This is a genomic window from Mesorhizobium bavaricum, assembly GCF_056781655.1.
The window spans coordinates 6,398,883-6,419,771 of record NZ_CM165566.1; the positions used below are offsets into that span (position 1 = coordinate 6,398,883).

Below are 20,889 nucleotides of genomic sequence, written 5' to 3' on the forward strand. Positions count from 1 at the left end.
ATCCTATATCCTATACGATTTTATAGAGGATATCGCATGAGAATGACCCGGAGCGTCGGGACCGGTCTCCTGGACTAAGCTAATTCTCTGGCCCCAATCCGTCGTCGAAGGACCCTGTGCATGGCCTTGTTTGCAGCGGCGCGCCTGCCGCGCGAGATTCTGTTCGGCAAAGGCCAGCGCCACGTGCTGCCTGACGTCGCCGCCAAATTTGGGCGACGCGCGTTCGTCTGCACCGACGAGCGTTTCGCGGCGACATCGCAGTTCGCCGAAATTCTTGCTGGCTTGCACAAAGCTGCAATAGACACACTGGTCTACGATCGAACGTTGCCGGATGTGCCTCGCGACAGCGTCGCCGCCTGCATTGCGGAGGCGAAGGATTACAAGCCGGACATGGTGATCGGAATCGGCGGGGGCAGTTGCCTCGATATGGCCAAGAGCGCAGCACTTCTGCTCAGCCATGGCGGCAGGCTTCAGGACTACTATGGCGAGTTCAAGGTACCGGGCCCCACCCTTCCCGTGATCGCAGTGCCGACTACGGCGGGGACAGGCTCCGAGGTGACCCCCGTAGCCGTGATCTCCGACCCGGACCGGACGTTGAAAGTGGGCATAGCAAGTCCTCATCTCATCGCCGCTGTGGCGCTTTGCGACCCGGATCTGACGGCGACCTGTCCGCCGTCTCTGACGGCGATCGCCGGCGCCGACGCGCTGACACACGCAATCGAGGCCTTCACAGCGGGCAAACGCGGCGCTGATCCGAATTTGCCGCAGCAGCATGTCTTCATCGGCAAGAGCGCTTTGACCGACCATTTCGCGCTTCTGGCTATCAGGCTGCTCAGTCGCAGTCTGGAAAAGGCATATTGCGATGGATCGGATGAGAATGCGCGCGCCGACGTCATGATGGGAGCGATGGCCGCAGGCTGCGCATTCGGCACGGCGGGAACGGCCGCTGCGCATGCGGTGCAGTATCCCGTCGGAGCGCTTACCCATACTCCACATGGTCTGGGCGTCGCCACCATGCTGCCATATGTGATGACCTACAACCTTCCCGCCGTGGCTGCGGAGATTGCCGAAGTCGGAGCCGCGCTCGGACTTCCCCAGCAGAGCGGCGACGATGCCTATGTACTGGCGCATGCCACCATAAGTGAGGTGAGCCGGCTGTTTGGTGCCATCGGCATCACACCGACATTGGCTGAACTTGGTCTTCCGGAGGACAAGATCGACTGGACGGCTGAGCAGGCGCTCGGCATCGACCGGCTGATCAAGAACAATCCGCGTCCGTTTGACCTCGCCCAGATGCGACGGCTGGTCAGGTGTGCTTATGACGGCGACATGTCCGCCACGATGATGTGATCGATCAGGAGCTCATCCCATGAATATGGCCGCAGGCATATCCGACGAGGATCAAGACATGTTCGACTACGCCACGGCCTCGCACGGTCTCTACATTGGCGGACGCTGGCAGCCCTCGTCAGAGGGCCGTGTGATCGAAGTAGTCGATCCATCAACCGAAGCCGTGATCGCGGCGGTTCCCGATGCCACGCTTGCCGACGGGGCCTCAGCTGTAGACGCGGCCGCGAAGGCAGCGGACGGCTGGCGGGAGACTCCGCCACGCAGGCGTTCGGAAATCCTGCGGCGCTGCTTCGAACTGATGACCGAACGGGCGGAGATATTGGCTGCGCTGATCTCGCTGGAGAACGGCAAGGCGCTGCGCGATGCGCGCAGTGAAATAGCCTACGCGGCAGAGTTTTTTCGCTGGAATGCCGAGGAGGCGGTCCGCATCAGCGGCGAGTTCGGCCTTGCGCCCTCGGGTGCGAACCGGATCATTGTCGACTACCAGCCCATCGGCATTTGCGTGCTCATCACGCCATGGAACTTTCCGGCCGCCATGGCGACACGCAAAATCGCGCCGGCGCTGGCGGCCGGCTGCACAGTGATCCTGAAGCCCGCCAGCGAGACGCCGCTGACGGCCTACGCGCTTGCAGCGCTCTACGAGGAAGCCGGCGTGCCGCCCGGCGTCGTTAACGTCCTGACGACCTCGACCCCCGGGCCGGTCACGGCGGCAATGCTGGCCGATCCACGCGTGCGAAAGCTGTCCTTCACCGGCTCGACCGGCGTCGGCCACGCGCTCCTTGCCGAAGCCGCAAAACACGTCATTTCCTGTTCCATGGAGCTTGGCGGCAACGCACCGTTCATTGTCTTCGACGACGCCGACCTGGAAGCAGCGCTCGACGGTGCGATGGTGGCCAAGATGCGCAACGCCGGCGAAGCCTGCACGGCCGCCAACAGGCTTTACGTGCAGGCCGGCATCCACGATGCCTTCACGGATGGGTTGAGCAAACGCATGGCCGCCCTCACCATGGGCCCCGGCACCGATTCGCAGACCGAGTGCGGTCCGATGATCACCAGGAAGGCCGTGCACAACATCGACCGGCTCGTCCAGGACGCGGTCGCCCGTGGCGCCAGGGTTCTGTGCGGAGGAGCGATCGCCGAAGGCAAAGGCTACTTTTACCCGCCGACGGTGCTTCGCGACGTGCCTTCCGACGCCGCAATGCTCCACGAGGAAATATTCGGTCCGGTGGCTCCGGTCATGCGCTTCGACTGCGAGGCAGACGCCATCGCCAGGGCCAATGACACCGAATACGGTCTCGCGGCCTACGTCTACACGCGTGACCTGGCCCGGGGGATGCGCGTGGCGTCGAAGATCGAGTCGGGGATGATCGCCCTGAACCGCGGCCTGATGTCGGATCCGGCGGCTCCTTTCGGCGGGGTCAAGCAGAGCGGGCTGGGCCGCGAAGGCGGTCAGAAGCATGGCGTTGCCGAGTTCATGGAGGCGAAGTACATCGCCGTAACCCTATGAGCGGGCACGCCAAGGATCCGTTTCGCATTCGCGACCACGTGGTCCAGTTCGACGACATCGTCGCCGAGATGGTGCGCAGAAGCGAGGATACCAGGGCGAATGTTTCAATGATCGCCGATGTCGCCTACGGAGATGACGCCACCGAAACCATCGATCTGTTCTTTCCCGAGGGCAAACGGGACCGCCTGCCGGTGCACATGTTCATCCATGGCGGCTACTGGCGCATGTTCTCCAAGCGTGATTATTCCCATGTCGCCGAGACCGTTACGAACGCAGGCGCGATCGCAATCATTGTCGACTATGCGCTGATGCCGGCAGTCAGGATGGCCAGGATCGTCGACCAGGTGCGCCGCGCCAAGCGATGGGTGCTTGACCATATCGCAGACCATGGCGGCGATCCCAACCTGTTGACCGTCAGCGGTCATTCCGCCGGCGCGCATCTGGCAACACTGCTTTTCGACGGCGACAACCGGCCTTCCGGCATCAAAGCTGCGCTGCTGCTCGGCGGCCTTTACGACCTGAAGCCATTGCAGATGTCGTTCCTTGCCGCCGAGATCGCGATCACCAACGAAGAAGCCCGCCGGTTCTCGCCGATCAACCACAGCTTCGATCCATCCGTGACCATAGAGATCTCGGTCGGCGCCGATGAAACGCCGCCCTTCCACAGCCAGGCCACGGTCTTCGCGAACCACCTGGAAAAACAAGGGCTGGCTGTTTCACGCACCACCCTTTCGGCGGCCAATCACATGAGCAGCGTCCGCGACCTTGGCGTGGCGGGCACCGATGCCGCGTCACTGTTGGCCCGCCTCGCGACCACCTGACCCCTGGCGACTGATCAACAAACGTCGCGCTTCCGCCAGCGGCTGGGATAAAACAGTTCAAGCTTGAAATAATTGGACTGCCATGCCGCCGTCAATTGGTCTGTCTGGCGGCGGGTGGAAACGGAGGACCATCGCGTCGGCACGGGCGTGATGGTCCACTCATCACGACGACAAGCCACCTAGCTCGAACCGCCTCCGTTCCTTCAAAGCCAAGTGATAGCGCATTTCACCTGACGGAAGGGCGCGGGTCAGCCGATGAATGGCGTATCACCATTCCTCCAGCCGGTACGACCGCAGGGCTATTTTGGTCAGCCATTAACTGTTCCGCTAAGTTGGACGTTGACGCCCCCCCCAAGAGAGTTAATAATCCCCTAATATAAGCGTCGCACAAAACTACACTCGACATGCAACAACGAGTTAGACGACGCCATTGGGCTTGGGAAACACAGCGCGGCGAAGGGTATCGTCGTAGCCATCATCATTTGAGCCACCACTCGCCCGCGACCGGCCACGCAATGTGCTGGCTGTCGCAAGGCGACAGTGTTGGGGCTTTCGGGTGCGCTGACAGGATTGATGTCTGCCGGAATCTGCATGTCAGGCGCGCAATGATTTTTCGGTAGGAAGCGGCTGGTCTTTCAATACGGTCGACAGGCGCGGGGGCGTCTGTCGTTAAACAACAGGGGTAAAAAAATGGCTACTCAGATCACCGGAGCCGGTGGCACCACGACGTCGTTCTCCAACACGCCGCAGGCGAAGGACGACGTTCTCAACTACACCGAGGACACGGTTGTCATCGTCTCGGCAGCTCAGTCCATCATCCTGCTGGACGTGATGCAGAATGATCTGGGTGGAAACGCAAAGACCCTCTATTCGATTGACGACGGGACTTCCGCCTCGACTGCCACCAAGCAATACGCGCCGATCGACCTGACGACGGCGGACGCCCAAGTGAGCGGCGTCTCTGCCTGGGAGGACATTGGCGGGGGCGTCTTCATCCGCATCAACAATGGCAAGGTCGAGATGAACCTTAGCCAGTATCTGCAGCAACATGGCTTCGCCAGCCTGCAGGCCATGGGTGCTACTGACAGCATCCACGAGACGTTCACCTATGCGATCAAGCTCGGCAATGGAACGCTGAGCTGGGCCAGCGTGTCGGTCAACATTCAGGGCAGCAATGATGGCGCGACGATCACCGCGGCCGCAGGCGCTGACCAGACTGTGGTCGAAGCCGGCGGCGTCAGCAACGGAACGCTCAACGAGCCCAGCGCTCACGGACAGCTGATCCTGACGGATGTCGATATCAATCAGAACCATTTCCAGAACCCGGCAAGTCTCCAGGGCACCTATGGCACCTTCGCCTTCAATACGACGACCGGTGCGTGGACCTATGCGCTCAACCAGGCGCTTGCCGACCCGCTGACGCAAGACCAGCATGTCACCGACACTCTGACGGTGAAATCGGCGGACGGAACCGCCACCTACAATATTGTCGTCAATATCACAGGCACCAACGACGCTGCGGTGCTCTCGTCCGCTTCGGTCAACCTGACTGAAGGCAACACGGCGGCAGCAATCAGCACCAACGGCACTTTGACGATCAGCGATGTCGACAGCTTGGCAACCTTCGTCGCCCAGGCGGGAACCGTTGGCAGCTTCGGCACCTTCGCCATCAACGCGGCTGGCGCCTGGACCTACACCGCGAGCTCGGCCCACAATGAGTTCGTCGCTGGTCAGCACTATACCGAAAACTTCGACGTGGTCAGCGCCGACGGCACTCACACCTCGGTCCACATCGACATTCTCGGCACCAACGACGCCGCCGTCTTGTCCTCGGCATCTGTGAACCTCACAGAGACCAATGATGCGGCCGACATCTCGACGTCGGGCACGCTGACCATCTCGGACGTCGACAGCGATCCGCACTTCGTCGCCCAGGCCGCTACCGCCGGCAGCTACGGTACCTTCTCGATCGATGCCGACGGCAACTGGTCTTATGCCGCAAGCTCGGCCCACAATGAGTTCGTCGACGGCCAGCATTACATCGAGGACTTCGATGTGGTCAGCGCCGATGGCACCCACACCTCGGTCCACATCGACATTCTCGGCACCAACGACGCCGCCGTCTTGTCCTCGGCATCTGTGAACCTCACAGAGACCAATGATGCGGCCGACATCTCGACGTCGGGCACCCTCACCATCTCGGACGTCGACAGCGATCCGCACTTCGTCGCCCAGGCCGCTACCGCCGGCAGCTACGGTACCTTCTCGATCGATGCCGACGGCAACTGGTCTTATGCCGCGAGCTCGGCCCACAATGAGTTCGTCGACGGCCAGCATTACATCGAGGACTTCGATGTGGTCAGCGCCGACGGCACCCACACCTCGGTCCACATCGACATTCTCGGCACCAACGACGCCGCCGTGCTTTCGTCCGCCTCGGTGAACTTGACGGAAGCAAACTCCGCAGCAGCGATCAGCACCTCCGGCACGCTGACCATCTCGGATGTCGACAGCGATCCGCACTTCGTCGCCCAGGCCGCTACCGCCGGCAGCTACGGTACCTTCTCGATCGATGCCGACGGCAACTGGTCTTATGCCGCGAGCTCGGCCCACAATGAGTTCGTCGACGGCCAGCATTACATCGAGGACTTCGATGTGGTCAGCGCCGATGGCACCCACACCTCGGTCCACATCGACATTCTCGGCACCAACGACGCCGCCGTCTTGTCCTCGGCATCTGTGAACCTCACAGAGACCAATGATGCGGCCGACATCTCGACGTCGGGCACCCTCACCATCTCGGACGTCGACAGCGATCCGCACTTCGTCGCCCAGGCCGCTACCGCCGGCAGCTTCGGTACCTTCTCGATCGATGCCGACGGCAACTGGTCTTATGCCGCGAGCTCGGCCCACAATGAGTTCGTCGACGGCCAGCATTACATCGAGGACTTCGATGTGGTCAGCGCCGACGGCACCCACACCTCGGTCCACATCGACATTCTCGGCACCAACGACGCCGCCGTCTTGTCCTCGGCATCTGTGAACCTCACAGAGACCAATGATGCGGCCGACATCTCGACGTCGGGCACCCTCACCATCTCGGACGTCGACAGCGATCCGCACTTCGTCGCCCAGGCCGCTACCGCCGGCAGCTTCGGTACCTTCTCGATCGATGCCGACGGCAACTGGTCTTATGCCGCGAGCTCGGCCCACAATGAGTTCGTCGACGGCCAGCATTACATCGAGGACTTCGATGTGGTCAGCGCCGACGGCACCCACACCTCGGTCCACATCGACATTCTCGGCACCAACGACGCCGCCGTCTTGTCCTCGGCATCTGTGAACCTCACAGAGACCAATGATGCGGCCGACATCTCGACGTCGGGCACCCTCACCATCTCGGATGTCGACAGCGATCCGCACTTCGTCGCCCAGGCCGCTACCGCCGGCAGCTACGGTACCTTCTCGATCGATGCCGACGGCAACTGGTCTTATGCCGCGAGCTCGGCCCACAATGAGTTCGTCGACGGCCAGCATTACATCGAGGACTTCGATGTGGTCAGCGCCGACGGCACCCACACCTCGGTCCACATCGACATTCTCGGCACCAACGACGCCGCCGTGCTTTCGTCCGCCTCGGTGAACTTGACGGAAGCAAACTCCGCAGCAGCGATCAGCACCTCCGGCACCCTCACCATCTCGGATGTCGACAGCCCGGCTACCTTCGTCGTCCAGGCTGGAACCGGGGGCAGCTACGGCACCTTCGCCATCAATGCGGCAGGTGCGTGGACCTACACGGCAAGCTCTGCCCATGACGAATTCGTCGCTGGTCAGCACTATACCGAAAACTTCGATGTGGTCAGCGCCGATGGCACCCACACCTCGGTCCACATCGACATTCTCGGCACCAACGACGCCGCCGTGCTTTCGTCCGCCTCGGTGAACTTGACGGAAGCAAACTCCGCAGCAGCGATCAGCACCTCCGGCACGCTGACCATCTCGGATGTCGACAGCGATCCGCACTTCGTCGCCCAGGCCGCTACCGCCGGCAGCTACGGTACCTTCTCGATCGATGCCGACGGCAACTGGTCTTATGCCGCGAGCTCGGCCCACAATGAGTTCGTCGACGGCCAGCATTACATCGAGGACTTCGATGTGGTCAGCGCCGATGGCACCCACACCTCGGTCCACATCGACATTCTCGGCACCAACGACGCCGCCGTCTTGTCCTCGGCATCTGTGAACCTCACAGAGACCAATGATGCGGCCGACATCTCGACGTCGGGCACCCTCACCATCTCGGACGTCGACAGCGATCCGCACTTCGTCGCCCAGGCCGCTACCGCCGGCAGCTACGGTACCTTCTCGATCGATGCCGACGGCAACTGGTCTTATGCCGCGAGCTCGGCCCACAATGAGTTCGTCGACGGCCAGCATTACATCGAGGACTTCGATGTGGTCAGCGCCGACGGCACCCACACCTCGGTCCACATCGACATTCTCGGCACCAACGACGCCGCCGTCTTGTCCTCGGCATCTGTGAACCTCACAGAGACCAATGATGCGGCCGACATCTCGACGTCGGGCACCCTCACCATCTCGGATGTCGACAGCGATCCGCACTTCGTCGCCCAGGCCGCTACCGCCGGCAGCTTCGGTACCTTCTCGATCGATGCCGACGGCAACTGGTCTTATGCCGCGAGCTCGGCCCACAATGAGTTCGTCGACGGCCAGCATTACATCGAGGACTTCGATGTGGTCAGCGCCGACGGCACCCACACCTCGGTCCACATCGACATTCTCGGCACCAACGACGCCGCCGTCTTGTCCTCGGCATCTGTGAACCTCACAGAGACCAATGATGCGGCCGACATCTCGACGTCGGGCACCCTCACCATCTCGGACGTCGACAGCGATCCGCACTTCGTCGCCCAGGCCGCTACCGCCGGCAGCTTCGGTACCTTCTCGATCGATGCCGACGGCAACTGGTCTTATGCCGCGAGCTCGGCCCACAATGAGTTCGTCGACGGCCAGCATTACATCGAGGACTTCGATGTGGTCAGCGCCGACGGCACCCACACCTCGGTCCACATCGACATTCTCGGCACCAACGACGCCGCCGTGCTTTCGTCCGCCTCGGTGAACTTGACGGAAGCAAACTCCGCAGCAGCGATCAGCACCTCCGGCACGCTGACCATCTCGGACGTCGACAGCGATCCGCACTTCGTCGCCCAGGCCGCTACCGCCGGCAGCTACGGTACCTTCTCGATCGATGCCGACGGCAACTGGTCTTATGCCGCGAGCTCGGCCCACAATGAGTTCGTCGACGGCCAGCATTACATCGAGGACTTCGATGTGGTCAGCGCCGATGGCACCCACACCTCGGTCCACATCGACATTCTCGGCACCAACGACGCCGCCGTCTTGTCCTCGGCATCTGTGAACCTCACAGAGACCAATGATGCGGCCGACATCTCGACGTCGGGCACCCTCACCATCTCGGACGTCGACAGCGATCCGCACTTCGTCGCCCAGGCCGCTACCGCCGGCAGCTACGGTACCTTCTCGATCGATGCCGACGGCAACTGGTCTTATGCCGCGAGCTCGGCCCACAATGAGTTCGTCGACGGCCAGCATTACATCGAGGACTTCGATGTGGTCAGCGCCGACGGCACCCACACCTCGGTCCACATCGACATTCTCGGCACCAACGACGCCGCCGTCTTGTCCTCGGCATCTGTGAACCTCACAGAGACCAATGATGCGGCCGACATCTCGACGTCGGGCACCCTCACCATCTCGGACGTCGACAGCGATCCGCACTTCGTCGCCCAGGCCGCTACCGCCGGCAGCTTCGGTACCTTCTCGATCGATGCCGACGGCAACTGGTCTTATGCCGCGAGCTCGGCCCACAATGAGTTCGTCGACGGCCAGCATTACATCGAGGACTTCGATGTGGTCAGCGCCGACGGCACCCACACCTCGGTCCACATCGACATTCTCGGCACCAACGACGCCGCCGTCTTGTCCTCGGCATCTGTGAACCTCACAGAGACCAATGATGCGGCCGACATCTCGACGTCGGGCACCCTCACCATCTCGGACGTCGACAGCGATCCGCACTTCGTCGCCCAGGCCGCTACCGCCGGCAGCTTCGGTACCTTCTCGATCGATGCCGACGGCAACTGGTCTTATGCCGCGAGCTCGGCCCACAATGAGTTCGTCGACGGCCAGCATTACATCGAGGACTTCGATGTGGTCAGCGCCGACGGCACCCACACCTCGGTCCACATCGACATTCTCGGCACCAACGACGCCGCCGTGCTTTCGTCCGCCTCGGTGAACTTGACGGAAGCAAACTCCGCAGCAGCGATCAGCACCTCCGGCACGCTGACCATCTCGGACGTCGACAGCGATCCGCACTTCGTCGCCCAGGCCGCTACCGCCGGCAGCTACGGTACCTTCTCGATCGATGCCGACGGCAACTGGTCTTATGCCGCGAGCTCGGCCCACAATGAGTTCGTCGACGGCCAGCATTACATCGAGGACTTCGATGTGGTCAGCGCCGACGGCACCCACACCTCGGTCCACATCGACATTCTCGGCACCAACGACGCCGCCGTGCTTTCGTCCGCCTCGGTGAACTTGACGGAAGCAAACTCCGCAGCAGCGATCAGCACCTCCGGCACCCTCACCATCTCGGATGTCGACAGCCCGGCTACCTTCGTCGTCCAGGCTGGAACCGGGGGCAGCTACGGCACCTTCGCCATCAATGCGGCAGGTGCGTGGACCTACACGGCAAGCTCTGCCCATGACGAATTCGTCGCTGGTCAGCACTATACCGAAAACTTCGATGTGGTCAGCGCCGATGGCACCCACACCTCGGTCCACATCGACATTCTCGGCACCAACGACGCCGCCGTGCTTTCGTCCGCCTCGGTGAACTTGACGGAAGCAAACTCCGCAGCAGCGATCAGCACCTCCGGCACGCTGACCATCTCGGATGTCGACAGCCCGGCTACCTTCGTCGTCCAGGCTGGAACCGGGGGCAGCTACGGCACCTTCGCCATCAATGCGGCAGGTGCGTGGACCTACACGGCAAGTTCTGCCCATGACGAATTCGTCGCTGGTCAGCACTATACCGAAAACTTCGACGTGGTCAGCGCCGACGGCACCCACACCTCGGTCCACATCGACATTCTCGGCACCAACGACGCCGCCGTGCTTTCGTCCGCCTCGGTGAACTTGACGGAAGCAAACTCCGCAGCAGCGATCAGCACCTCCGGCACGCTGACCATCTCGGATGTCGACAGCCCGGCTACCTTCGTCGTCCAGGCTGGAACCGGGGGCAGCTACGGCACCTTCGCCATCAATGCGGCAGGTGCGTGGACCTACACGGCAAGTTCTGCCCATGACGAATTCGTCGCTGGTCAGCACTATACCGAAAACTTCGATGTGGTCAGCGCCGATGGCACCCACACCTCGGTCCACATCGACATTCTCGGCACCAACGACGCCGCCGTGCTTTCGTCCGCCTCGGTGAACTTGACGGAAGCAAACTCCGCAGCAGCGATCAGCACCTCCGGCACGCTGACCATCTCGGATGTCGACAGCCCGGCTACCTTCGTCGTCCAGGCTGGAACCGGGGGCAGCTACGGCACCTTCGCCATCAATGCGGCAGGTGCGTGGACCTACACGGCAAGTTCTGCCCATGACGAATTCGTCGCTGGTCAGCACTATACCGAGAACTTCGACGTGGTCAGCGCCGATGGCACTCACACCTCGGTCCACATCGACATTCTCGGCACCAACGATGCGGCAGTGCTTTCGTCCGCCTCGGTGAACTTGACGGAAGCAAACTCCGCAGCAGCGATCAGCACCTCCGGCACGCTGACCATCTCGGATGTCGACAGCCCGGCTACCTTCGTCGTCCAGGCTGGAACCGGGGGCAGCTACGGCACCTTCGCCATCAATGCGGCCGGCGCCTGGACCTACACGGCATCCTCGGCGCATGACGAGTTCGTCGCAGGCCAGCACTATACCGAGAACTTCGACGTGGTCAGCGCCGACGGCACCCACACCTCGGTCGCCATCGACATCCTCGGCACTGCAGATGCGCCGCCGCGCTTTGCTCCGACGGACATCCAGCTCACACCGAGCACTACGACGGACAATGTGACTTTCAGCTCGTTCCAGTTCACGGGAACACTGTCCGCAACCGATCCCGACCCCGGCAGCTTCGTCTACAGCATCACCTCGCAATCGGACCCTGGACTGTTTTCGATCACCGGCAACACGTTGAGCTCGGGAGACCTCTCGCCGAGCAAGGCGTATTCCATAACCGTGCAGTCAACGCAGGTCGGCGATCCGGTCGGGCCTGCTTACCAGTATTCCGAGACGTTCCAGGTCATCACCGGCAGCAATGGCAACTCGAGCGACAATCTCAGCAACCCCGTAGGCGGCGACGATGTCCTCTACGGCAATGGCGGGGCGGACCAGATCTTCGGCCTGGCCGGCAATGACACGCTGTTCGGCCAAGGTGGTAACGACACGCTGAATGGCGGCGACGGCAATGACCGGCTCGTTGGCGGCGTCGGCGCCGATACACTCACCGGCGGGGCGGGATCCGACACATTCTACTATGGACCAACCGTCACGGATTCCGCGCCGGCCGGCAATTTCGACACCATCACCGACTTCGTGCATGGGGTCGACAAGATCGACCTGTCTTCAATTGATGCCAGCGGAGCCGCCGGCGATCAGGCTTTCCTGTTCGGAGGGCAGAATGTGAATACCGTCGCCAACAGCATCACGTGGTCGGAAAGCGGCGGCAACACAATCGTTCGTGCCGACGTAACCGGCAACACAGGCGCCGAATTCCAGATCACGCTGACTGGCATCGGCCTAGGTCTGACGGCGAGCGACTTCGTGCTTTGAAACCGGGAGGTGAGCCGCGACGCGGCTCACCTCCCATTGCCGGTTCCTGATCCAGCTTACGCGTTAAGGTTTACGACAGGAATATCGACGGGCTGCGTGGCCGGTGGAAGGATCGGGAGTAGTATCGGCTTACGGGTGGATAGGGGGGCGGTTCTCCGCTGGGTATTTGAGTCTCGCTAGAAAATCTCAAATCGTGAAGGACGCCCTTCTGGCGTGCCGTCATTATTTCCTGATCGCGGCGGGCTTCAGCCTGGCGATCAACCTGCTCTATCTCGCCTCGCCGCTCTATATGCTGCAGATCTACGACCGGGTGGTGACCAGCGGCAGCCAGACCACGCTGGTGATGCTGACCATCGCGCTGCTGGCGGCGTTTCTTGCGCTGGCTGGCCTCGATCTCATGCGCGCCACTATCCTCACCCGCGCCAGCGTGCGGCTGGATCGGCTGCTGTCGGCGAGGATCGTGGCCGCGTCGGTGGAGACCTCGCAGTCGGGCTCCTCGCAGAGCCAGCCGGTGCGTGACTTCGACACGTTCCGGCAGGTCATCACCGGTATGGGCATCAATGCACTGTTCGACCTGCCATGGTCGCCCATCTACATCGCCATCATCTTCCTGCTGCACCCCTGGCTCGGCTTCTTTGCGCTCGGCTCGTCGCTGCTGCTCGTCGCCATGGCGGTCATAAACGAATATCTGGTGCGCGCCCCGCTGAAGCAGGCCAGCGACCTGGCAACGGCCAACTACATTTTCACCGAGATGAGCCTGAGGAACTCGGAAGTCATTCGCGCCATGGGCATGATCGACGGCCTCATCCGCCGCTGGGGACGCGACCGCAGCTTGGCGCTCCGGCGTCAGACGCAAGCCAGCGACCGCGCCGCCCTGATGTCGGGGGTGATCCGATTCCTGCGCCTGACCATGCAGTCGCTGATCCTCGGCCTCGGCGCCTATCTGGTGATCGAACGGCAGGCCACGGCCGGTTCGATGTTCGCGGCCAGCATATTGTTGGGCAAAGGCTTGCAGCCCGTCGAGCAGATCGTCGGCCTCTGGCGCAACCTGGTCCTGGCGCGGGCGGCGCTGACCAGGGTTCACAAACTGGTCGACGGTGGCGCGCAGAACGAAAGATCGTTCAACCTGCCGAAGCCCACCGGCAAGATTTCGGTCGAGCAGGTCAGCTTTGCAATTGCCAGCCAGCAGAAAGTGCTTCTCCGGGACGTATCATTCCGGCTGGACGCAGGCGAGGCGCTGGGAATCGTCGGCCCTTCCGGCGCCGGCAAGTCGACGCTGGCTCGTCATCTCGCGGGCGTCATGCAACCCAGCCGTGGCACCGTCAGGCTGGACGGGGCCGACCTGTCGCAATGGGGACACGACGCGCTCGGCGACCACATCGGCTACCTGCCGCAGGATATAGAACTCTTCTCCGATACGGTCGCCGCCAACATCGGCCGCTTCAAGACCAATGTCGACCAGGAGGTGATAGCCGCCGCGCGGCTCGCCGGCGTGCACGAGATGATCATTCGCCTGCCGCAAGGCTACGAGACCCAGATCGGCGAAGGCGGCGCAGTGCTGTCAGGAGGATATCGGCAGCGGATTGCTCTTGCCCGTGCGGTATTCGGAACGCCGAACCTGATCATTCTCGACGAGCCGAGCTCCAATCTCGACGCCGATGGCGATCGCGCGCTGAGCGAGTGCGCGATCGAGCTCAAGCGCCGCGGCAGCACGGTGATCATCGTCTCGCACCGTCCCTCGACCCTGGCGAACGTCGACAAGATTCTTCTGTTGCGCGATGGCGCCGTCGAGGCCTTCGGCATGAGAAACGAGATCGTGGCGCTGCTCAACCAGCGGGCGGCTCCAATGGCGGTGGCAACCCAATGAGCCGTGGCCGGAGAGATCGATGAGCGACGGCGCCCTCACCTACCGGGGCCTGCCCGGCGAAACCGGTATCCTGGCGCCGGATTCGATCCGGGTGCCGGCCTATATCGGCCTTCTCATCATCGTTGCCTTCTTCGGCATCTTCGGCGGCTGGGCGGCTTTTGCCCCGCTGAACGGCGCCGTGCTCGCCGATGCTGTCGTTAAGGTGGAAGGCAATCGCAAGAGCCTGCAGCACTTCGACGGCGGAACGGTGAAGGAGATCCGCGTCAAGGACGGCGACGTCGTCAGGAAGGGCGAGATAATGCTGGTGCTGGACGACACCAGAATTCGGTCCGAGTTCAATCTCTATGCCCAGCAGTATGCGCTGTTGCGCGCAACCGATGCCAGGATTCGGGCTGAACTGGACGGCAGCGAGGCGGTTGCCTTCCCGAAGGACATCCTCAAGGAACACGAGGCCTACCTTAGGGATGCGATGGCAAACCAGATCGCCGACCTGGAAACCCAGCGCGCCTCGATGGCCGGCGCCAGGCAGATCCTCGAGCGGCGGATTGCCGAACTCGAGGAGCAGATCCAGGGCAAGCACGCTCGGGTTGAATCCTACCAGGCCCAGCTGCAATCGACGGTCGACGAAAAGGCCAGCCTATCAAAGCTGCTCAAGGCCGGATTGACGACCCGCCCGCGCATTCTGGAACTGGAGAGATCCGCCTCGGACTTGCAGGGCCTGATCGACGAGAACCTCGGCGCAATCGCAGGCAGCCAACAGAGCAAAGCCGAACTCGATAGCCAGATCGCGCAATTGACCAATGAACGTCGGGCCAAGCTGTCGGCCATGCTGATCGATACGCAATCGAACCTTGCCGACCTTGTGCCCAAGATGTTTGCCGCCCAGGCTGCCATGGACCGAGCCGAAGTCCGCGCACCCTATGACGGCCAGGTGATGGATCTGAGCGTGTTCTCGATCGGAGCGATCGTCGCGCCGGGCCAGACGATCCTTGACATCGTGCCAACTGAGAATTCGTTGATCGTCCAGGCGCAGGTTCGCGTCGAGGACATATCAAACGTGCGACCCGACATGGCGGCCGAAGTTCGTTTCACATCATACAAGCAGCGCTCGATACCAATAATTCACGGACGCATCACCCGCATTTCGGCGGATCGCATCACCGACAGTAAAACTGGGTTTCCCTACTATCTGGCCGACGTAGCGGTCGATCGGGTGGAATTGGCAGCAGCCCCACAGATTGCTCTTTATCCGGGCATGCCAGCGTCAGTCATGATCGTTACCGAGGAACGCACCGCACTCGATTACATTTTGGGCCCGCTAGTTGTGTCGTTCCACTCCGCCTTCCGCCAGAAATAACGGGGTCCGCGCCAAACCTATTCGCGATTCCAATTTCGACGGGTGGTCAGGCTCGCAACGCGCAAAGACGGCGGAGAACTCCTATGCCACGCCGATGGCGCTTTACATCCATCGCCCGGCGCGTTTCAGTTTGGTCAGGCTATTTAGAAAGGATACCAGTGGCGGCTGATGATGGCCCTGTCCGAGGGCGGCGGCTCGACCATGGGCAAGCTGGCCGACGAGCTGGCGATCAATCATCCACCTTGACGAAACTCGTCGACCGCATGGTCGAGGAGGCGCTGGCCTACCGCGATCCTGATCCGAACGACCGTCGCAAAGTGCGGATGTCTCTTTCCGACAAGGGCGCTGCCCCCTTGGAAAGCCAGAACCGGCGCGTGCAGGACCACGAAGCGCGCGTTGAAGGGTCGTATGGAAACGAAGACGCCCAGAGGCTTCGCGATATGCTTGAGATCAAGCAGATCAGCTAGATCCCCCATCGCCATTTCGCGATGATGGCCGCGGACATGGGATACTGCCCACCAGCGCGGGCTCCGCTCACACACTGCTCAGCAACAGGCTGGTTTCGCTGTTCGACACGCCGTCGATCATGCGGACCTGACGCAGCACCCGGTCGAACTCCGCCAGGCTCAAAGCCCGGATATCCGCGACCAGGTCCCACTTTCCGTTGGTCGTGTGGAGGGTCTGGATTTCCGGCACTCCTCGCAACTTGCGGATGACCTGCGTCGTCGACTTTCCGACCACCTCGATCAGCATGACCGCACGCACCGCATTCTCGTCGTAGTCCTCCCTGACGCGCGCCGTGAAACCCATCAGCGTGCCCGTTTTGATGAGGCGCTCCAGCCTGTTCTGCACGGTGCCCCGCGCCACGCCCAGGGCGTCGGCGAGTTTGGACAGCGACGCACGTCCATCAATCCGCAAGTGCCCGATGATCCTGCGGTCGAGGCTGTCCGGCACGTACTTCGCGATCTCGTCGTTCACCGCCCTTACCTATCCGTTTTAGCAGTTCAAGTGATCAAATTGATCAATCTCCTGACCAATTTATATCGGTTTTGAGATTTCGGCCAGCAACCCGAGCACCGTAGAGTTCTCGCAAGTCAACCATGGCAGGGCCGGATCATGAACGCTCAACTCCCCTCACAAAAGGCAATTGTGCCCTTTGTTAGCGTGAAGAACATGATGCGCCTCATGCACCACATTGGCATCGAGACCATGCTGCGCGAACTCTGCGACCTGATCGAACACGACTTTCGCCGCTGGGAGAGCTTCGAGAAAACGCCTCGGATCGCCAGCCATTCGCACGACGGCGTCATCGAGCTGATGCCGATCTCGGATGGCAAGACCTACGGCTTCAAATACGTCAACGGGCATCCCAGGAATACCGCCGAAGGCCTGCAGACCGTCACCGCTTTCGGGCTGCTGGCCGACGTCTCCACCGGCTACCCGGTTCTGTTGACAGAGATGACGCTGTTGACGGCGCTCAGGACCGCCGCGACATCGGCCATGGCCGCGCGACATCTGGCGCCGCAGGGGGCTCGAACCATGGCGATAATCGGCAATGGCGCCCAGGCGGAATTTCAGGCCCTGGCAATCAAGGCCGTGTGCGGCATAGACACCGTCCGGCTCTATGACATCGACGCACGCGCCACCGAAAAGACCCGCCGCAATCTCGCTGGTTCCGGGCTCACCGTCGTGGCCTGCGGCTCGGCGCAAGCCGCCATCGAAGGGGCCGGCATCATCACCACCTGTACCGCCGACAAGCAGTTTGCCACCATCCTCACCGACAACATGATCGGTGCGGGCGTCCACATCAACGCTATCGGCGGCGACTGCCCCGGCAAGACGGAGCTGCACCGCGACATCCTGCTGCGCGCCGATACCTTCGTGGAGTACCCGCCGCAGACCTGGGTCGAAGGCGAAATCCAGCAGATGGGCAGCGACTATCCGATCAGCGAACTCTGGCGCGTCGTTACCGGCGAGGTGCCCGGGCGCCGTGACGCTCGACAGATCACCCTTTTCGACAGCGTCGGTTTTGCCATCGAGGACTTTTCGGCGCTGCGCTATCTGCGCGAGCGCATCGTCGGCACCGATCTCTATGAAGACCTCGACATGATCGCCGATCCTGACGACCCGCGCGACCTGTTCGGCATGTTCCAACGCGCCCGCTGAACAACAGGAGCCTCTCATGAAAAAACGCTCCGTTCTCTCCGTCCAGGCCCCTTCCGCCGTGGTGATGATCCGGCCGCACCATTTTACCGTCAACACGCAGACCGCGTCCGACAACCGCTTTCAGCGCATGGATGATACCGGCGCCGACCTGTCTTCGCCGGCCCATGCGGAAATCACCCACGCGGCTCAGGTGCTTCGAAAGCAGGGCGTCGCCGTTCATCTGTTCGACGACACCGGCACCGATACGCCGGACTCCGTCTTCCCGAACAACTGGTTCTCCACTCATGCGGGCGGCCACGTGGCGATCTATCCGATGAAGGCGCCGAACCGGCGGCGGGAACGGCGCGCTGACATTATCGAAATGCTGAAGTCCCAATATCGGGTGCAGGTCATCGATTACTCGGGGCTCGAACCGGATGGCCTCTTTCTCGAGGGCACCGGCGCTATGGTGCTCGATCACATTGACCGGGTCGCTTATGCGGTTCGTTCCGACCGCACCGACCCGATCGCGCTCGAGCGTTTCTGCACCCAGTTCAATTTCGAGCCGATGGCCTTTTCGGCGCAAGGCGCGGATGGCGTGGCCGTCTACCACACCAATGTGTTGATGTGTGTCGCCACCGATTTTGCGATGATCGGTCTGGGCATGATCACCGATCCAGCCAGGCGGCGGGAAATCGTCGGCCGCTTCGAGCGATCGGGCCGCGAGGTCATCGCCCTTGCCAATGACCAGATCGCCAGGTTCGCCGGCAATGCGATCGAACTGCAGGGCAATGACGGGCGCATCCTTGCGCTGTCCTCGACCGCATTGTCGGCACTGACGCCGCAGCAGATCGCCACAATCAGTGAAAGCGCTCGACTGGTGCCGCTCGATATCCCGACCATAGAACGCGCCGGTGGATCGGTGCGCTGCACGCTTGCCGGTATACATCTGGCGCCGCGCACATAAGCGGAGTGGGGCCTGCATGGCGATCGCAATCATCGTGCTATTTGGGCTGAAGTTTCCCGCGTTCAGCGCCTGATTGAGCAGGCCGTCGCCGGCGAAGACTTGCCGCCAGAGCACCGCAATTGCGACGCTGCCGCCGACGAGTGACGGCAGATAGAAGATGGCGCGAAACAGCGAAAGGCCGCGCAGTCCCTTGTTCAGCGCAACCGCTACTGCCAGTGCGAAAAGCAGCTTTAGCGGAACCGACAACAGGACGAAGGTGAAGGTGACGTTCATCGCCGTCCAGAAACGCGGATCGTCGGTAGCAATGCGGAGGTAGTTGTCGGCGCCGACCCAGTTCGGCGCCGACATGCCGCTGTAGTCGGTCATGGAGAAGTAAAGCGAGGCCAGCGCGGGCCCGAGGGTCAAGGTGAAGAAGCCGATGAGCCAGGGCGCGAGGAAACCATAGCCGGCCAACTGCTCTCTCAGACCAGAGCGGTCGCGAGGTGCCTTCACTTCGAATGCGGCGACAGCCGACATGCCATCCCTCTTCCAACGACGCGACAGCACTGTGCTGCTGGCACGAACGGCGACTTTCCAAACCGGACGCCTCCGACGTCGGCAAACCAGGATTCGAAAGTTTTGTCGTCAAGAGAAAGTTTCTCTATTGACGGAAATTTCTCCGCCATGCGAAAGGGCTTGCAATCGAAAAGGTCAGCAAAAATGGGCGTCGAGCGAAGCAGCTATTTCCAGGCCGTTGAGGTCACCCATCCGGACCCCCAGCGCGACCGCCGCCAGCAGGCGCTGGCCCGTTGCATCGACCGGCTGCGCGCCACAATGCCCGTCATCGGCCTGCGCAATCCCAAGATCGGCCTCGCCGACAACACATGGAGCTATTGCGGCCCCTATGATTGGGTGATCAGTTTCCAGGCGGGACAATTGTGGCTGGCGCTGCAACTGACGGGCGATCCGGTTTTCCTGAACGCTGCCCGGGCTCGCCGCCCTGTGTTCCGGGGTATTCTGGCCAACCACAACGCGCAGGATCATGATCTGGGCTTTCAGTTCTCGCTGGGCTGCGTCTCGGATTGGCTGATGACCGGTGATCGGGAAGCGCATCGGATGGCGCTCGAGGCCGCGACAGCCTTGCTGGGCAGATATCGACCGGAAGGTCGTTATCTCCAGGCCTGGAACGCGCGTTCCATTCACGGCGGGACGCGGGCCGAATTTGCCAATGGCCGCATCATTGCCGACACGATGCAAAACCTCGCGCTGCTCCACTGGGCGCATGGCGAGACCGGACGCATGGACTTTAACGATGTCGCCGAGGGACATGCGGCAACCACGTTGAAACATGTGGTGCGCGCCGATGACACCAGCTTCCACACCTTCGTTTTCGACACGGCCAGCGGCGAGCCCCTACGTGGCGAGACCCATCAGGGGTATGCCGACGGTTCATGCTGGTCGCGCGGGCAGGCCTGGCTGATCCATGGTTTCGCGCAGTGCGCCACCGCCACCGGCAACCCGCTCTACCTCGACGCGGCCCGCCGCCTTGCCGCCAAGGCGGAGGCGCTGATGGAAACCGACGGCGTCCCGGCCTGGGACTATTCGGCGCCCGATGCAGTCAACGCGCCGCGCGACAGTTCCGCCGGCGCGATCATGGCCGCCGGCGTGTATATGCTTGCCCACCGGTGCGAGCCGGAAGAGGCCGCGCGCTGGCGTGCGTTCGGGGCGCGCTTGCTTGCCGGACTGCTCGACAGTTGCGATCTCACCGAAGATCCGGAAGCGCAGGGCCTGCTGGCGCATGGTGCTGCGCATGTCACTGCCGGCTTTTCGGACAACATGCTTCCTTACGGCGACTACTATTTCATGGAAGCCTTGATGCGTTCGCTTGGGCATACCCAGTTCTTTTGGTAGAGAATCAACGGCAATGCGCAGTAACCTGCCGGCACGACGATCAGGAAA

Annotated in this window: 11 protein-coding genes and 1 pseudogene; 10 read left to right on the plus strand and 2 right to left on the minus strand. The window is 62.1% G+C overall.

The annotated features are described in order from the left end of the window. Positions 1-120: 120 nt before the first annotated feature. From AC1RZR_RS31070 to AC1RZR_RS31100, 7 genes are all read left to right on the plus strand, one after another. On the plus strand, positions 121-1,350 hold the full coding sequence (locus AC1RZR_RS31070) for an iron-containing alcohol dehydrogenase (protein ID WP_481827008.1): 1,230 nt from the start codon (positions 121-123) through the stop codon (positions 1,348-1,350). Between the two features lie 25 nt (positions 1,351-1,375). Then, the gene (locus tag AC1RZR_RS31075) at positions 1,376-2,857 is read left to right on the plus strand and encodes an NAD-dependent succinate-semialdehyde dehydrogenase (protein WP_481829159.1); all 1,482 of its coding nucleotides are present in this window, start codon (positions 1,376-1,378) and stop codon (positions 2,855-2,857) included. Then, a complete protein-coding gene (locus AC1RZR_RS31080; RefSeq protein WP_481827009.1) occupies positions 2,854-3,678 on the plus strand; it encodes an alpha/beta hydrolase in 825 nt (274 codons plus the stop codon). Before AC1RZR_RS31075 ends, AC1RZR_RS31080 begins: the two co-directional genes overlap by 4 nt. 690 nt (positions 3,679-4,368) lie before the next feature. Further along, positions 4,369-12,615, plus strand: coding sequence for a beta strand repeat-containing protein (locus AC1RZR_RS31085; RefSeq protein WP_481827010.1), 8,247 nt, complete (start codon positions 4,369-4,371; stop codon positions 12,613-12,615). Between the two features lie 193 nt (positions 12,616-12,808). Beyond that, positions 12,809-14,482, plus strand: a complete 1,674-nt coding sequence (locus tag AC1RZR_RS31090; RefSeq protein WP_481827011.1) for a type I secretion system permease/ATPase — start codon at positions 12,809-12,811, stop codon at positions 14,480-14,482. A gap of 19 nt (positions 14,483-14,501) precedes the next feature. Continuing rightward, positions 14,502-15,839 carry an HlyD family type I secretion periplasmic adaptor subunit gene (locus AC1RZR_RS31095; RefSeq protein ID WP_481827012.1) on the plus strand — a complete coding sequence of 446 codons (1,338 nt, stop codon included), beginning with the start codon at positions 14,502-14,504 and terminating at the stop codon, positions 15,837-15,839. 242 nt (positions 15,840-16,081) lie between these two features. Next, entirely contained in the window at positions 16,082-16,306 is a 225-nt protein-coding gene (locus AC1RZR_RS31100) for a MarR family winged helix-turn-helix transcriptional regulator (protein ID WP_477270988.1), read from the plus strand. Between the two features lie 67 nt (positions 16,307-16,373). On the opposite strand, the gene AC1RZR_RS31105 is transcribed toward AC1RZR_RS31100, so the two are convergent. Further along, positions 16,374-16,817, minus strand: a complete 444-nt coding sequence (locus tag AC1RZR_RS31105; protein WP_477270990.1) for an Lrp/AsnC family transcriptional regulator — start codon at positions 16,815-16,817, stop codon at positions 16,374-16,376. 138 nt (positions 16,818-16,955) lie between these two features. Between AC1RZR_RS31105 and ocd the strand changes: the two genes are divergently transcribed. Together ocd and ctlX are read left to right on the plus strand one after the other, a co-directional pair. Next, positions 16,956-18,005 (plus strand): ornithine cyclodeaminase, encoded by a 1,050-nt coding sequence (gene ocd / locus AC1RZR_RS31110; RefSeq protein ID WP_481827013.1) that lies wholly within the window; start codon positions 16,956-16,958, stop codon positions 18,003-18,005. A gap of 16 nt (positions 18,006-18,021) precedes the next feature. Beyond that, positions 18,022-18,951 (plus strand): citrulline utilization hydrolase CtlX, encoded by a 930-nt coding sequence (gene ctlX, locus AC1RZR_RS31115; RefSeq protein ID WP_481827014.1) that lies wholly within the window; start codon positions 18,022-18,024, stop codon positions 18,949-18,951. Between the two features lie 60 nt (positions 18,952-19,011). Here ctlX and AC1RZR_RS31120 read toward each other — a convergent pair. Continuing rightward, positions 19,012-19,467: pseudogene (locus AC1RZR_RS31120) on the minus strand (carbohydrate ABC transporter permease); the annotation flags it as partial. 183 nt (positions 19,468-19,650) lie between these two features. On the opposite strand from AC1RZR_RS31120, the gene AC1RZR_RS31125 reads away from it, so the two are divergent. Next, the gene (locus AC1RZR_RS31125; RefSeq protein ID WP_481827015.1) at positions 19,651-20,841 is read left to right on the plus strand and encodes a hypothetical protein; all 1,191 of its coding nucleotides are present in this window, start codon (positions 19,651-19,653) and stop codon (positions 20,839-20,841) included. Positions 20,842-20,889: the final 48 nt, after the last annotated feature.

Coding starts and splice junctions, on each gene's coding strand:
- AC1RZR_RS31070 (WP_481827008.1), top strand. CDS start 121: ATGGCCTTGTTTGCAGCGGCGCGCCTGCCGCGCGAGATTCTGTTCGGC.
- ocd (WP_481827013.1), top strand. CDS start 16,956: ATGAACGCTCAACTCCCCTCACAAAAGGCAATTGTGCCCTTTGTTAGC.
- AC1RZR_RS31075 (WP_481829159.1), top strand. CDS start 1,376: ATGGCCGCAGGCATATCCGACGAGGATCAAGACATGTTCGACTACGCC.
- AC1RZR_RS31080 (WP_481827009.1), top strand. CDS start 2,854: ATGAGCGGGCACGCCAAGGATCCGTTTCGCATTCGCGACCACGTGGTC.
- ctlX (WP_481827014.1), top strand. CDS start 18,022: ATGAAAAAACGCTCCGTTCTCTCCGTCCAGGCCCCTTCCGCCGTGGTG.
- AC1RZR_RS31125 (WP_481827015.1), top strand. CDS start 19,651: ATGGGCGTCGAGCGAAGCAGCTATTTCCAGGCCGTTGAGGTCACCCAT.
- AC1RZR_RS31085 (WP_481827010.1), top strand. CDS start 4,369: ATGGCTACTCAGATCACCGGAGCCGGTGGCACCACGACGTCGTTCTCC.
- AC1RZR_RS31095 (WP_481827012.1), top strand. CDS start 14,502: ATGAGCGACGGCGCCCTCACCTACCGGGGCCTGCCCGGCGAAACCGGT.